This window comes from Pseudomonas wayambapalatensis (genome assembly GCF_049942315.1).
In the GTDB taxonomy this organism is placed as follows: domain Bacteria; phylum Pseudomonadota; class Gammaproteobacteria; order Pseudomonadales; family Pseudomonadaceae; genus Aquipseudomonas; species Aquipseudomonas wayambapalatensis.
This window is the reverse complement of record NZ_JBNFMU010000169.1, coordinates 1-13,830: the sequence shown is the minus strand read 5'-3', so window position 1 is coordinate 13,830 and position 13,830 is coordinate 1. Positions and strand designations below refer to the sequence as shown.

The following is a 13,830-nucleotide window of genomic DNA, read 5'->3' as shown; positions in this document are numbered from 1 at the left end:
GCGGCCCTACTTGAACCGCCGCTCCACGCCTTTCTCCACGAGGATCTTCGCCGAAATCTCCTCCACCGAAAAATGCGTGGAGTTGATGTTGGGAATGTTCTCCCGGCGGAACAGGTTCTCCACCTCGCGCACCTCGAATTCGCACTGGGCAAAGCTCGAATAGCGGCTGTTGGGTTTGCGTTCGTGGCGAATGGCGGTCAGGCGGTCGGGGTCGATGGTCAGGCCGAACAGCTTGTTATGGTGCTTTTTCAGCACGGCCGGCAACTGCAGGCGCTCCATGTCGTCTTCGGTCAGCGGGTAGTTGGCGGCGCGGATACCGAACTGCATGGCCATGTACAGGCAGGTCGGCGTCTTGCCGCAGCGCGACACGCCCACCAGGATCAGGTCGGCCTTGTCGTAGTAATGGGTGCGCGCACCATCGTCGTTGTCCAGGGCGAAGTTGACCGCCTCGATGCGCTCCATGTAGTTGGAGTTGCCGCCGATCGAGTGCGATTTGCCCACGGAATACGACGAATGGGCAGTCAATTCCTGCTCGAGTGGGGATAAAAACGTCGAAAAGATGTCGATCATGAAGCCATTGGACGTGGCCATGACCTCGCGGATGTCCTGGTTGACGATGGTATCGAAGATAATGGGGCGCACACCGTCGCGCTCGGCCGCGGCATTGATCTGCTGGACCATGGCACGCGCCTTGTCGAGCGTATCGATGTAGGGGCGGGTGAATTTGGCGAAGGGAATGCTTTCGAACTGCGCCAGCAGGCTTTGGCCCAGTGTTTCGGCCGTGATGCCGGTACCGTCGGAGATGAAGAACGCGGATCGTTTCATTTGCACCTGAGGCCTTAAGCTGCCGAATGTTTCTGGATATGATAGGTTCGGTTTGCCGAACGCGGTCGTTCGGCATTCTCACTTATTTTCCAGGTCCAGGCCACAAGCGTCCCGGCCCAGCCGCAGCGTCGACAGGCGGGCGCCCTTGAGCTTTTCCAATACAGTTAGTGGAGAGATCACCTTGGTAGAGTACGTAGTTTCCCTCGATAAGCTCGGCGTCCATGATGTGGAGCATGTGGGGGGCAAGAACGCATCCCTGGGCGAGATGATCAGTAATCTTGCCGGTGCCGGCGTATCGGTGCCGGGCGGCTTTGCCACTACGGCTCAGGCGTATCGCGACTTTCTCGAACAAAGTGGTTTGAACGACCGCATCCACGCCGCGCTCGATGCGCTGGACGTCGATGACGTCAACGCCCTGGCCAAGACCGGCGCACAGATTCGCCAGTGGGTGATGGAGGCCGATTTCCCGGCGCGCCTGGACGCCGAAATCCGCACCGCCTTCGCCGAAATGGCTGCCGGCAACGACAACATGGCCGTGGCCGTGCGTTCTTCGGCGACCGCCGAAGACTTGCCGGATGCCTCGTTCGCCGGCCAGCAGGAAACTTTCCTCAATATCCGTGGCGTCGACAACGTGATCCGCGCGGCCAAGGAAGTGTTCGCCTCGCTGTTCAACGACCGCGCCATTTCCTACCGCGTGCACCAGGGCTTCGACCACAAGCTGGTCGCCCTGTCGGCCGGCGTGCAGCGCATGGTGCGTTCGGAAACCGGCACCGCTGGCGTCATGTTCACCCTCGACACCGAGTCGGGCTTCCGCGACGTGGTGTTCATCACCGGCGCCTACGGCCTGGGCGAAACCGTCGTGCAGGGTGCGGTCAACCCTGACGAATTCTACGTGCACAAGAACACCCTGCAGGCAGGCCGCCCGGCCATCCTGCGTCGCAACCTGGGCAGCAAGGCGATCAAGATGGTCTACGGCGACGAAGCCAAGGCCGGTCGTTCGGTCAAGACCGTCGAGGTCGACCGTGCCGAGCGTGCGCGCTTCTGCCTCAGCGACGCCGAGGTCAACGAACTGGCCAAGCAGGCAATGATCATCGAGCAGCACTATCAGCGCCCGATGGACATCGAATGGGCCAAGGACGGTGACGACGGCAAGCTGTACATCGTGCAGGCTCGCCCCGAGACCGTGAAGAGCCGCGCCAGCGCCAATGTCATGGAGCGCTACCTGCTTAAAGAGAAGGGCACGGTACTGGTCGAAGGTCGCGCCATTGGCCAGCGTATCGGCGCTGGCAAGGTCCGCGTGATCCACGATGTGTCCGAAATGGACAAGGTGCAGCCAGGCGACGTACTGGTTTCCGACATGACCGACCCGGACTGGGAACCGGTCATGAAGCGCGCCAGCGCCATCGTCACCAACCGCGGTGGCCGTACCTGCCACGCCGCGATCATCGCCCGTGAGCTGGGTATCCCGGCCGTGGTCGGTTGCGGCAACGCGACGCAAGTGCTCAAGGATGGCCAGGGCGTGACTGTTTCCTGTGCCGAAGGCGACACCGGCTTCATCTTCGAGGGCGAGCTGGGCTTCGACGTCAAGCAGAACTCGGTGGATGCCATGCCGGAGCTGCCGTTCAAGATCATGATGAACGTCGGCAACCCCGACCGCGCCTTCGACTTCGCCCAACTGCCCAACGCGGGTGTGGGCCTGGCGCGCCTTGAGTTCATCATCAACCGCATGATCGGCGTGCACCCCAAGGCACTGCTCAACTACGCGGGTCTGCCGCCTGAGCTGAAAGAGAGCGTCGACAAGCGCATCGCTGGCTACAGCGACCCGGTGGGCTTCTATGTCGAGAAGCTGGTCGAGGGCATCAGCACCCTGGCCGCAGCCTTCTACCCGAAAAAGGTGATCGTGCGCCTGTCGGACTTCAAGTCCAACGAGTACGCCAACCTGATCGGTGGCAAGCTCTACGAGCCGGAAGAAGAAAACCCGATGCTGGGCTTCCGCGGTGCCTCGCGCTATATCAGCGAGTCGTTCCGTGACTGCTTCGAGCTCGAGTGCCGCGCCCTCAAGCGCGTGCGCAACGAGATGGGCCTGACCAACGTCGAGATCATGGTGCCGTTCGTGCGCACCCTGGGCGAAGCCAGCCAGGTCGTCGACCTGCTCGCCGAGAACGGCCTGGCCCGTGGCGACAATGGCCTTCGCGTGATCATGATGTGCGAACTGCCGTCCAACGCCATCCTCGCCGAAGAGTTCCTGGAGTACTTCGATGGCTTCTCGATCGGCTCCAACGACCTGACCCAGCTCACCCTGGGTCTGGACCGCGACTCGGGGATCATCGCCCACCTGTTCGACGAGCGAAATCCTGCGGTCAAGAAGCTGCTGGCCAATGCCATCGCCGCGTGCAACAAGGCGGGCAAGTACATCGGCATCTGCGGCCAGGGCCCTTCGGACCACCCTGACCTCGCCAAGTGGTTGATGGAGCAGGGCATCGAGAGCGTGTCGCTGAACCCGGACTCGGTACTCGAAACCTGGTTCTTCCTGGCCGAAGGTCAGGGCGCAGCCTGATGCATCACGCGCGGGGCGCGTCCTGACGCGCTCCGTGCATCTGCCTCTTCGCGGGCAAACCCGCTGCCACCGGGTTCGGTGGCAGCGGGTTTGCCCGCGAATGCGCTGAAGCCCCAAATTCAGCGTCGCAGTTTCCCCATCCTGTTTCCCCTTTTCATTCTGTGAATCCATGCAAAGCAGCAGCACCCTTTTTCCCGTGGCCCTGCTCAGTGCCGAGCGCCGTGGCGACCTCAGCGAAGATGTCTACCGAATCAAGGCCGGCAACAGCCCCGACGCCAGTGTCGAGCTGGCGCTGACCCGCCTCGGGCTGGCCGATCAGCCTTCCACTCCGGGCGTGCCGGTGATCCTCCTGCATGGCAGTTTCTCCAACCGCCGCTTCTGGTATTCGCCCAAGGGCATTGGCCTGGGGGCGTTCCTGGCGCGTGCCGGTTTCGATGTGTGGATCCCGGAAATGCGTGGCCACGGGCTGTCGCCGCGCAACCGCCAGTGGCGGCAGAACACCGTGGCGGACTATGCGCGTTTCGATCTGCCGGTGATCGGGGCCTTTGTCCAGGAAATGGCAGGGCAGGCACCGCACTGGATTGGCCATTCACTGGGTGGCACCACACTGGTGGCGGCGCTCGGCGGCGGCTACCTGAACAGCGCCTGCGTGGCCAGCGTGGCCTTGTTCGGCACTCAGGTCAGTCGTGTGTACTGGCCGCTGAAAGTGCCACCGGTTGCCTGGGGCGCACGTCTGCTGGTCAAGCGCTTCGCACAGCTCTCCGGGCCGCGCCTCAAGCGTGGGCCGGAAGACGAACCGATCGGGCTGGCGCTGGAAAGCCTGCGCTGGCATGGGCTGTTCGGGCGTTTCGGGGTCAAGGGCCAGGATTGGTGGGCTGGGCTGTCGCAGGTCGAGGCGCCGCTGCTGGCAGTGGCTGGCGCGGCAGATTTCCAGGATCCGGTATGGGCCTGTCGCAAACTGTTCGAACAGTGGGGCGGCGAGTGCAAGCAGTTCCTGCGCCTGGGCCGTGAAGAAGGCTTCGAGGCCTTTGGGCATGTCGACATGCTGGTGAGCAAGGCCGCGCAGGCGCAGGTCTGGCCGCTGGTGGCGCGCTGGTTGAGCGATCCCCAGGCGCCCGTTCAAGAAGGTTGAATGAGCGACCATTCGCGGGCAAGCCCGCTCCCACATGCTGTCAGTGGCCGGTTCTCCAGGGTTGTGGGAGGCCTGTAGGAGCGGGCTTGCCCGCGAATGCCGCACCACCGAACTCGCGGATGACTGCAATGGCCTTCAGGGTGTAGCCTTGCCCGATACCCGCTTTCGTTGTGACTGACAGGAGCTTCCCATGCAGCATTACGTAACGCCCGACCTGTGCGACGCCTACCCGGACCTGGTCCAGGTGCTGGAGCCGATGTTCAGCAATTTCGGCGGCCGCGACTCTTTCGGCGGCCAGATCGTCACCATCAAGTGCTTCGAAGACAACTCTCTGGTCAAGGAGCAGGTCGAGCTCGACGGCAAGGGCAAGGTCCTGGTGGTCGATGGCGGCGGATCGCTGCGCCGTGCGCTGCTGGGCGACATGCTCGCCGAGAAAGCAGCGAAAAATGGCTGGGAAGGCCTGGTGATCTACGGCTGTGTGCGTGACGTGGATGTGCTGGTGCAGACCGATGTCGGCGTGCAGGCCCTGGCCAGCCATCCGATGAAGACCGACAAGCGCGGTATTGGCGACCTCGACGTGGTGGTCAGCTTTGCCGGCGTCACCTTCCGTCCCGGCGAATACATCTACGCCGACAACAATGGCGTGATCGTCTCGCCAAGCCCCCTGAAGATGCCGGAGTGATGCGCCGCGCGCGCTGATGGAGCATTGATGTTCGAGGAAGACAACGCGCAGTGGGGGCTGGTCCATGCCCTGGTGCTCGACGGCAAGGGCGGCGCGCGCACCATTGCCCGTACCGAGTTGGACAACCTGCAATTGCAGGCGCAAGAGAGCCTCTGGCTGCACTGGGATCGCAGTCATCCGCAAACCCGCACCTGGCTGCTGCACGACAGCGGCCTGAGCGAGTTCGCCTGCGATCTGCTGCTCGAGGAGAACACTCGCCCACGCCTGCTGCCGCTGGCCAACGAGCAGTTGCTGCTGTTTTTGCGCGGGGTCAACCTCAACCCTGGCGCAGAGCCGGAAGACATGGTTTCGGTGCGCATCTTCGCCGAAGCGCGTCGCGTCATTTCGCTGCGCCTGAGGCCTTTGCGCGCGAGCGACGAGATCCTGCAGCAACTGGATGAGGGCAGGGGGCCGAAATCGGCCTCCGAGTTGCTGTTGCTGATGGGTGAACTGTTGACCGAAAAGGTCCAGGCACTGGTCAGCGACCTGTCCGAAGCGGTCGATCTCGAGGAAGAGAAGGTAGAATCCGACGAACGGTATAGTCCGGCCCAGGGCAATCTGCAGCAGATCCGCCGTCGTGCCGCCGGGCTGCGTCGCTTCCTGGCGCCACAGCGTGATATCTATGCCCAGCTTTCGCGCAACAAGTGGAGCTGGTTCGCCGACGCCGACGCCGATTACTGGAACGAGCTGAACAACAGCCTGATCCGTTATCTCGAGGAGCTGGAACTGGCGCGAGAGCGCGCTGCGCTGGTGCTGGAAGGCGAGGACCGGCGGCGCAGCGAGCGGATGAACCGGACCATGTACCGCTTCGGCATCATCACCTGCATCTTCCTGCCGATGAGCTTCATCACCGGCCTGCTCGGCATCAATGTCGGTGGTATTCCGGGGGCCGAGAACCCCTATGGCTTCCTGTTCGCCTGCCTGGTGGTGTTGGGCCTGGCCGCAGGGCAATGGTGGTTGTTGCGCAAGTTGCGCTGGGTCTGAGCGACGATCACGTATGTATTTTGAAACATTCGTCCCATATCCCTGTGTGACCCGTCGGCCAGAGCCTTCGTCTTTGACTGACATCACGCGAGGTGCCCATGCACGATCCGTTTGAAGAATCCCTGCGCGACCTGCTCAAGGCGTCGCCGTCCGGCCATGACCGAGACGACGACGCCTGCCTGGGGCGCGTGCTCAAAACCGCCAACCGTCAGGTTGGCGCGGGCGATCTGTTCAGCCTGCTGGGCCGCTGGAGCCAGGCGCTGCTGATCGCTGTCAACAATGGCTCGGCGCATGTCGCGCCGGTGCGCCGTACCCCTGCCGCAGGCAGACAGAAAGCTGATAAGGCCGATTGAATATGGAACTCGATCTCTGGACCCAGAGCCTGGTCACCGCCATGACTGCCCTTTGGACCAAGGTGGCGAACTTCATCCCCAACCTGTTCGGCGCGCTGGTCGTGGTGCTGCTCGGTTTCGTGGTGGCCAAGCTGCTCGACACACTGCTGTCCAAGCTGCTCGCCAAGTTCGGCCTCGACCGCCTGATGAGCGGGACCGGGCTGACCAAGATGCTCGGCCGGGTCGGTATCCAGGTACCGATCTCGACGCTGATCGGCAAGATCGTCTACTGGTTCATCCTGCTGATCTTCCTGGTTTCGGCCGCAGAATCGCTGGGCCTGGAGCGGGTCTCCGCCACCCTCGACATGCTTGCCCTGTACCTGCCCAAGGTGTTTGGCGCGGCGCTGGTACTGCTGGCCGGCGTATTGCTGGCACAGCTGGTCAACGGCCTGGTGCGCGGCGCTGCCGAAGGCATCGGCCTGGAGTACGCAGCGGGCGTCGGGCGCATCGCCCAGGGGCTGGTCATCATCATCGCGATCTCGGTGGCGATCAGCCAGCTCGAGGTCAAGACCGACCTGCTCAACCATGTGATCGTCATCGGGCTGATTACCGTTGGTCTGGCCGTGGCCCTGGCAATGGGCCTGGGCAGCCGGGAAATCGCCGGGCAGATCCTTGCCGGGATCTACGTGCGCGAGTTGTATCAGGTCGGCCAGCAGGTGCGGATTGGAGAGGTCGAAGGGCATATCGAAGAGATCGGAACGGTCAAGACGACGCTGCTGACCGATGACGGCGAACTAGTGTCGCTGTCTAATCGTGTGCTGCTTGAGCAGCGTGTCAATAGCCGCTAACCGCACAAAAGCTGTTAATGTATGCCGCCGCAAAAATCGGCCCCAGGGGCTGAGCGGCGACATTGACCTGACTGTCGGCCAGATCCGTTTTGAATAAAGTCTATTCGCCGCCCATGCGTTACGACCCCCGCGAGCTCACCGACGAGGAGTTGGTGGCGCGTTCGCATGAGGAGCTGTTTCATGTTACCCGCGCCTATGAGGAGCTCATGCGGCGCTACCAACGGACCCTGTTCAACGTCTGTGCACGTTATCTGGGGAACGATCGGGATGCTGACGATGTCTGTCAGGAGGTCATGCTGAAAGTGTTGTACGGCCTGAAGAATTTCGAGGGCAAATCGAAGTTCAAGACCTGGCTCTACAGCATCACCTACAACGAATGTATCACCCAGTACCGCAAGGAGCGTCGCAAGAGAAGGTTGATGGATGCCCTGAGCCTGGACCCCGTCGAAGAGGCGTCCGAGGACAAGGCTCCGAAACCGGAAGAAAAAGGCGGGCTGGATAAATGGCTGGTGTATGTGAACCCGATCGACCGGGAAATTCTGGTGCTACGTTTTGTCGCAGAGCTGGAGTTTCAGGAGATCGCCGACATCATGCACATGGGCCTGAGCGCCACGAAAATGCGTTACAAGCGTGCGCTCGACAAGCTTCGTGAGAAATTTGCGGACTCGGCTGAAACTTAGTCCTACGCAAATGGCTCAAACGAATCGGCAAGGTCTGCTAGACTTGCCGTCGAGTTGTCCCCCGGTTTTTGGTGGGGCGGCTTAACTATCACCAGATGGGGATTTAACGGATGAAATTGAAAAACACCTTGGGCTTGGCCATTGGTTCGCTCGTAGCCGCCACCTCGATTGGCGCTATGGCACAAGGCCAAGGCGCCGTCGAAACCGAGATCTTCTACAAGAAGGAGTTCTTCGACAGCCAGCGCGACTTCAAGAACGACGGCAACCTGTTCGGCGGCTCGATCGGTTACTTCCTGACCGACGACGTTGAACTGCGTCTGGGCTACGACGAAGTTCACAACGCTCGTGGCGACGACGGCAAGAACATCAAGGGCTCGAACACTGCCCTGGATGCCGTTTACCACTTCAACAACCCATACGACGCTATCCGTCCGTACGTTTCGGCTGGTTTCTCCCACCAGTCGCTGGGCCAGACCGGCCGTGGCGGTCGTGACCACTCCACCTTCGCCAACGTTGGCGCTGGCGCCAAGTGGTACATCACCGACATGTTCTACGCCCGTGCCGGCGTTGAAGCCCAGTACAACATCGACAAAGGTGACACCGAGTGGGCACCGAGCGTCGGCGTTGGCCTGAACTTCGGCGGTAGCCCGAAGCAGTCCGCAGCTCCTGCTCCTGCTCCGGTTGCCGAAGTCTGCACCGACAGCGACAACGACGGCGTCTGCGACAACGTCGACAAGTGCCCTGACACCCCGGCCAACGTCACCGTTGACGCCGACGGCTGCCCGGCTGCCGCTGAAAACGTCCGCGTTGAGCTGGACGTGAAGTTCGACTTCGACAAGTCGGTCGTCAAGCCTAACAGCTACGGCGACATCAAGAACCTGGCTGACTTCATGAAGCAGTACCCACAAACCACCACCGTGGTTGAAGGTCACACTGACTCCGTAGGTCCAGACGCTTACAACCAGAAGCTGTCCGAGCGTCGTGCCAATGCTGTCAAGCAGGTTCTGACCCAGCAGTACGGCATCGAATCCAACCGTGTTGACTCGGTTGGCTACGGTGAGACCCGTCCAGTTGCTGACAACGCCACCGAAGCTGGCCGCGCCGTTAACCGTCGCGTAGAAGCTCAGGTAGAAGCCCAGGCCAAGTAATTGGTTTGATGCTTCACGAAAAACCCGGCCTCGGCCGGGTTTTTCTTTGCCTGGAATTTGGGTATGCCAAACGGGCCTGCACCTCGGTGCCCTGCTTTTGTAGGAGCGGGCTTGCCCGCGAAGAATCCCGCCCAGGCTTACCCTTTAAGCACGATGTACAGCAGCACCAGGTTCAACACCATCGACAGCAGCGCCAAGGTTCGCCAGACTTTCAGCGGCTCGCGCTCCAGCAGGGGACGAGGGCGCATGGCCAACTCCTGGCGGTCACCGCGTTCGAGCAGCAGCAACCATTGTTCGGCGGTCTCGAAACGTTGTGCAGGGTCCACCGAGACAGCCTTTTCCAGGCTACGCTGCAACCATTCAGGCAGGTCGGGGCGATAGCGCGCAGCATTGACCGGCGTACTGAAGCGTGGGCGCTGGAACGCCTCGATTTCACCGTAGGGGTAGTGCCCGGTCAGCAGGTAGTACAACGTCACGCCAGCGGCGTAGAGATCCTGGCGGGCTGTCGGCGGCTCGCCATCGAAGGCTTCCGGGGCAATGAACGAGGGGGTGCCGGGCAGATCGTGCGGCTGATCCTCTGACAGGCCCGGGCAGTACGCCAGGCCGAAATCCAGCACGCGTAGTTGGCCATCCGCCCCTAGATGCAGGTTTTCCGGCTTGATGTCGCGGTGCAGCAGGTTGCGCCGGTGCAGCACGCCCACTGCCTGCAGCAGTTGGCGTGTCAGCTCCAGCCATTGGGGCAGTGGCAAGGGCCCATGTTCGGCGAACAGGCTGGCAAGCGTCTGGCCCGGATACTGGCGCATGAGGTAGTACAGGTGCTGGCGCTGGCTGGCGGCATGCACCTCAGGGAAGTGTCGGCCAGCGACCCGGCGCAGAAACCACTCTTCGAGCAGCAGCCGCTGAGCAGCGCCCTGATCGGTTTCGCGCGCCGGTGGAAGGGTCTTGAGCAGCCATGCCTGGCCCTGGGTATCCTTGACCCGGTAGAGCAGTGATTGCCGGCTCTGGGCGAGCAGCCCTTCGACACACCAGCCATCGATGCGCTGGCCCGTCCGCAGGGCGTTCGGTATCGGCCATTCCTGCAACTGCGCAAGGGTATCGCCCAGATTCGCCGAGCCCGGCTGTTCGACCCTGACCAGCAACGCGCTGGCGTTGTCCTGGCTGCCGCAAAGGTGCGCGCTGGCGACCAGAGTATCGGCGGCCACCTGCAGGTCAGGCTGCTCGCGCAGGATCGACTGGATCTGCTGATCGCTCAGGCTCGACCAGACACCATCGCTGAGCAGCACGAAGCACTCGCCCGGCTGCAGTTCGCCTTCCCGGTAATCGACCAACAGGTGCTGGTCCAGACCCAAGGCGCGCTTGAGCACATGATGCATTCCTGGCTGGTCCCAGACATGGTCATCGCTCAGGCACGACAGGCGACCGTCGTGCCAGCGGTAGGCGCGGCAGTCGCCGACATGGGCGAGGGTGAACCGCTTGCCGCGCAGCACCAGGGCGGTCAGCGTGGTCAGCAGCGGCTGGCCGTTGCCCTGGGCGCGCAGCCAGCGGTTCTGCGCCAGCAGCAGGCGATCCAGGGCCTGGGCCACACCCCAGGTGGCGGGAGTGGAATAGTAGTCCAGTGCCAAGGCCTGCAGGCTGGCCCTGGCCGCCAGGCCACCATCGGCGCACTGGCTGACGCCATCGGCGAGGGCGAACAGGTAGCCCTTGCTGGCGGCCAGCTCTGCAGCCGGGGTGACCAGGCGCAGAGCGTCCTGGTTTTCCGGGCGCGGGCCGGTGGCGCTGGCCTGGGCGAACGCCAGTTGCAAGCTCACGGGGTCAGACCCGCGCGGCCGTCACGGCAGCCGAACCCCAGGTGGTGCGCCAGCGACGCTTGACCCCATACAGGCCGAACCAGGCCAGCAACCCCAGGCTGGCGAACAGCCACAGGCCAAGTTGATAGTCGCCGGTGTGCTGCTTGATTGCACCCAGGCCTGCCGCCAGCAGGAAGCCGCCGATGCCACCGGCCATGCCGATCAGGCCGGTCATGACACCGATTTCCTGGCGGAAGCGTTGCGGCACCAACTGGAACACCGCGCCATTGCCAGCGCCCAGGCCAAGCATGGCGCTGACGAACAGGGCCAGGGCTGCTGCGGCGCTGGGCAGGTTGAAGCCGACTGCAGCGATGCACACCGCTGCCACACTGTACATCCCGAGCAAGGTGCGGATGCCACCGAAACGGTCGGCGAGGGCACCACCCAGCGGACGCATGAGGCTGCCGGCGAACACGCAGGCTGCCGTGTAGTAGCCTGCGGTGATCGGGCTCAGGCCATACTGGTCGCTGAAGTAGCCCGGCAGGGCGCTGGCCAGGCCGATGAATCCACCGAAGGTGACACTGTAGAAAAACATGAACCACCAGCTGTCACGGTCGCCCAAGGCCTTGAAATAGTCGGCCATGGCCTTGGGCTTGGGGCGCTGCGGGGCATTGCGTGCCAGCAGTGCAAAGGCCACGAGGGTGATCAACAGCGGGATGACGGCGAAACCGAACACGTTGTTCCAGCCAAAGCTTGCGGCCAGCACCGGGGCGAGCAGGGCGGCGAACACCGTCCCGGAGTTGCCCGCACCGGCGATGCCCATGGCCTTGCCTTGGTGCTGGGGCGGGTACCACTGCGACGCCAACGGCAGCGACACGGCGAACGAGGCGCCTGCGACGCCGAGGAACACGCCCAGCAGCAACGCTTGTTCGTAACTGTGAACGCCCATGAACCAGGCACAGGCCAGGGCGACGATCACGACCACCTGCCCAATCAGGCCGGCAGTCTTGGGTGACAGGCGGTCGACCAGCATGCCCATGATAAAGCGCAATACGGCACCGGCCAGAATGGGCGTTGCGACCATCAGGCCCCGTTGCTGCGCACTCAGTTGCAGGTCGGCGGAGATCTGCACCGCCAAGGGACCCAGCAGGTACCAGACCATGAAGCTCAGGTCGAAGTAGAGGAAGGCGGCAAACAGCGTAGGCACATGCCCGGATTTCCAGAAGCTCGTATTCATTGAACACCTCGCGCAGCTTGCAACGGTTGTCGTGCCCTGCCTGCGCAGGGCGGAAACGAAAAAGACGTCGCTACCCGATCCACCAGGGTGGAGGGGAGAGCGACGTCTTTGTCGGGATGATGTGGCAACCGCCGTTGGCTACCTGTGGTATTGGCTGAGCAAGAGCCGGGCCAACATCGACTCAGCCAAGCATTTCGGACATGGCGATGATCTGCTCGGCCACCTGAATCAACTTCTGCTGGCGGCTCATGGCCTGGCGACGCATCAGGGTGTAGGCCTGCTCTTCATTGCAGTCTTTCATCTTCATCAGCAGGCCCTTGGCCTGTTCGATGCGCTTGCGTTCGGCCAGTTGCTGGTCGCGAGCCAGCAGTTGCGCCTTGAGCGCCTGGTCGCTCTCGAAGCGAGCCATGGCCACGTCGAGAATCGGCTGCAGGCGCGCCGCATGGATGCCTTCGACGATGTAGGCGCTGACGCCGGCCTGGATCGCCTGGCGCATCACCCCCGGATCATGCTCGTCGGTAAACAGTACGATTGGCCGTGGCTGATCCCGGCTGACCAGCACCACCTGCTCCATCACATCGCGACCCGGTGACTCGGTATCGATCAGCACAACATCCGGACGCACCGTTTCGACGCAGCTGGGCAGGTCGATGGTCAGCCCCGGCGCCTCGATCACATCGAAGCCGGATTCGATCAAGGCGGCCTTGAGGCGGCCAACCTTCTTCTCGGTATCATCGATCAGCAGAACACGCAGCATGGTGGCCACCTTCACGAACCAACCCGCACGTGCGGGGCATCATCCAGAGCGTGCAGGCGGAAACTGCGGGCATAGGCATGGGGATCGCTGCCGTCCCAGCGGATGCCGTCGATCAGCAGGCTGCTGCGCATCGGTGCGTCGGCGCAGGACACGCCCACGGCCTGGGCTGCTTCGCGGTAAAGCGTCAGTTGCTGTACGCGAGAGGCCACTGCCAGGTAGTCCGGGTCCTCGCGCAGCAGGCCCCAGCGGCGGAATTGGGTCATGAACCACATGCCGTCGGACAGATAGGGCAGGTTCGCCCGACCTTGGTCATGCACGCGCAGGGCGTGACGATCCTGCCATCGATTGCCCAGCCCGTCGTGGTAGTCGCCGAGCAGGCGCGGCTCGATGTTGCTGGCTGGCGTATCCAGGTAGGCCCTGCCGCTGAGCAGTTGCGCCGTGCCCCGGCGATTTTCCGGGCTTTGCTCGATGAAGCGGCTGGCGGCGAGTATCGCCTTGACCAGCGCGCGGGCGCTGTTGGGGTAGTGCTCGACGAAGGCGCGGGTGCTGGCCAGGACCTTTTCCGGATGGTCCGGCCAGATCGATTGACTGGTGGCCAGGGTGAAGCCCTGGTCCTGTGCCACGGCGTCTGCCGACCAGGGTTCGCCAGCACAGAAGCCGTCAATGCGCCCGGCCTGCAGGTGCGCGACCATCTGTGCCGGTGGCACCACCACGCTGTCGACATCGTGCAGCGGGTGGATGCCCTGGCTGGCCAGCCAATAGTACAACCACACGGCATGGGTGCCGGTGGGAAACATCTGGGCGAAGGTCAGGCGTGCGCCA

The 13,830-nt window shown here is 62.9% G+C and carries 13 protein-coding genes; 8 read left to right on the top strand and 5 right to left on the bottom strand.

Translation table 11 applies throughout. The features are described from left to right. Nucleotides 1-6: 6 nt before the first annotated feature. Complete coding sequence (ppsR, locus tag ACPZMI_RS11230; protein ID WP_054892475.1) at nt 7-825, bottom strand: posphoenolpyruvate synthetase regulatory kinase/phosphorylase PpsR; 819 nt, start codon at nt 823-825, stop codon at nt 7-9. 181 nt (nt 826-1,006) lie between these two features. On the opposite strand from ppsR, the gene ppsA reads away from it, so the two are divergent. From ppsA to ACPZMI_RS11190, 8 genes are all read left to right on the top strand, one after another. Further along, nucleotides 1,007-3,382: a phosphoenolpyruvate synthase gene (ppsA, locus tag ACPZMI_RS11225; RefSeq protein ID WP_054892474.1), complete on the top strand. Its 2,376-nt coding sequence runs from the start codon at nt 1,007-1,009 to the stop codon at nt 3,380-3,382. A gap of 169 nt (nt 3,383-3,551) precedes the next feature. Then, nucleotides 3,552-4,514, top strand: coding sequence for an alpha/beta fold hydrolase (locus ACPZMI_RS11220; RefSeq protein ID WP_186666714.1), 963 nt, complete (start codon nt 3,552-3,554; stop codon nt 4,512-4,514). Between the two features lie 190 nt (nt 4,515-4,704). Beyond that, the gene (rraA, locus tag ACPZMI_RS11215) at nt 4,705-5,196 is read left to right on the top strand and encodes a ribonuclease E activity regulator RraA (protein ID WP_054892472.1); all 492 of its coding nucleotides are present in this window, start codon (nt 4,705-4,707) and stop codon (nt 5,194-5,196) included. 27 nt (nt 5,197-5,223) lie between these two features. Continuing rightward, nucleotides 5,224-6,219 carry a zinc transporter ZntB gene (locus ACPZMI_RS11210; RefSeq protein WP_426352238.1) on the top strand — a complete coding sequence of 332 codons (996 nt, stop codon included), beginning with the start codon at nt 5,224-5,226 and terminating at the stop codon, nt 6,217-6,219. Nucleotides 6,220-6,317: 98 nt separating this feature from the next. Continuing rightward, nucleotides 6,318-6,572 carry a hypothetical protein gene (locus ACPZMI_RS11205; RefSeq protein ID WP_054892470.1) on the top strand — a complete coding sequence of 85 codons (255 nt, stop codon included), beginning with the start codon at nt 6,318-6,320 and terminating at the stop codon, nt 6,570-6,572. A gap of 2 nt (nt 6,573-6,574) precedes the next feature. Continuing rightward, on the top strand, nt 6,575-7,399 hold the full coding sequence (locus tag ACPZMI_RS11200; protein WP_054892469.1) for a mechanosensitive ion channel family protein: 825 nt from the start codon (nt 6,575-6,577) through the stop codon (nt 7,397-7,399). A 113-nt stretch (nt 7,400-7,512) separates the two neighbouring features. Continuing rightward, nucleotides 7,513-8,079, top strand: a complete 567-nt coding sequence (gene sigX, locus ACPZMI_RS11195) for an RNA polymerase sigma factor SigX (protein ID WP_054892468.1) — start codon at nt 7,513-7,515, stop codon at nt 8,077-8,079. A 110-nt stretch (nt 8,080-8,189) separates the two neighbouring features. Then, nucleotides 8,190-9,227 (top strand): OmpA family protein, encoded by a 1,038-nt coding sequence (locus tag ACPZMI_RS11190; RefSeq protein WP_186666711.1) that lies wholly within the window; start codon nt 8,190-8,192, stop codon nt 9,225-9,227. Between the two features lie 137 nt (nt 9,228-9,364). Here ACPZMI_RS11190 and ACPZMI_RS11185 read toward each other — a convergent pair whose 3' ends face one another. The 4 genes from ACPZMI_RS11185 to ACPZMI_RS11170 form a co-directional block, all read right to left on the bottom strand. Then, nucleotides 9,365-11,035: a bifunctional protein-serine/threonine kinase/phosphatase gene (locus ACPZMI_RS11185; protein ID WP_426352237.1), complete on the bottom strand. Its 1,671-nt coding sequence runs from the start codon at nt 11,033-11,035 to the stop codon at nt 9,365-9,367. Between the two features lie 4 nt (nt 11,036-11,039). Next, nucleotides 11,040-12,251 carry a nitrate/nitrite transporter gene (locus ACPZMI_RS11180; RefSeq protein ID WP_426352236.1) on the bottom strand — a complete coding sequence of 404 codons (1,212 nt, stop codon included), beginning with the start codon at nt 12,249-12,251 and terminating at the stop codon, nt 11,040-11,042. Between the two features lie 181 nt (nt 12,252-12,432). Further along, the gene (locus ACPZMI_RS11175; protein ID WP_186666708.1) at nt 12,433-13,008 is read right to left on the bottom strand and encodes an ANTAR domain-containing response regulator; all 576 of its coding nucleotides are present in this window, start codon (nt 13,006-13,008) and stop codon (nt 12,433-12,435) included. Between the two features lie 11 nt (nt 13,009-13,019). Continuing rightward, on the bottom strand, nt 13,020-13,830 hold an 811-nt coding region (locus tag ACPZMI_RS11170), incomplete at its 5' end, for a CmpA/NrtA family ABC transporter substrate-binding protein (protein WP_426352235.1).

Bases quoted from the DNA above. Each gene is read 5' to 3' on its own strand.
- ppsR (WP_054892475.1), bottom strand. From the start codon at position 825: ATGAAACGATCCGCGTTCTTCATCTCCGACGGTACCGGCATCACGGCC.
- ACPZMI_RS11220 (WP_186666714.1), top strand. From the start codon at position 3,552: ATGCAAAGCAGCAGCACCCTTTTTCCCGTGGCCCTGCTCAGTGCCGAG.
- rraA (WP_054892472.1), top strand. From the start codon at position 4,705: ATGCAGCATTACGTAACGCCCGACCTGTGCGACGCCTACCCGGACCTG.
- ACPZMI_RS11210 (WP_426352238.1), top strand. From the start codon at position 5,224: ATGTTCGAGGAAGACAACGCGCAGTGGGGGCTGGTCCATGCCCTGGTG.
- ACPZMI_RS11205 (WP_054892470.1), top strand. From the start codon at position 6,318: ATGCACGATCCGTTTGAAGAATCCCTGCGCGACCTGCTCAAGGCGTCG.
- ACPZMI_RS11200 (WP_054892469.1), top strand. From the start codon at position 6,575: ATGGAACTCGATCTCTGGACCCAGAGCCTGGTCACCGCCATGACTGCC.
- sigX (WP_054892468.1), top strand. From the start codon at position 7,513: ATGCGTTACGACCCCCGCGAGCTCACCGACGAGGAGTTGGTGGCGCGT.
- ACPZMI_RS11190 (WP_186666711.1), top strand. From the start codon at position 8,190: ATGAAATTGAAAAACACCTTGGGCTTGGCCATTGGTTCGCTCGTAGCC.
- ACPZMI_RS11180 (WP_426352236.1), bottom strand. From the start codon at position 12,251: ATGAATACGAGCTTCTGGAAATCCGGGCATGTGCCTACGCTGTTTGCC.
- ACPZMI_RS11175 (WP_186666708.1), bottom strand. From the start codon at position 13,008: ATGCTGCGTGTTCTGCTGATCGATGATACCGAGAAGAAGGTTGGCCGC.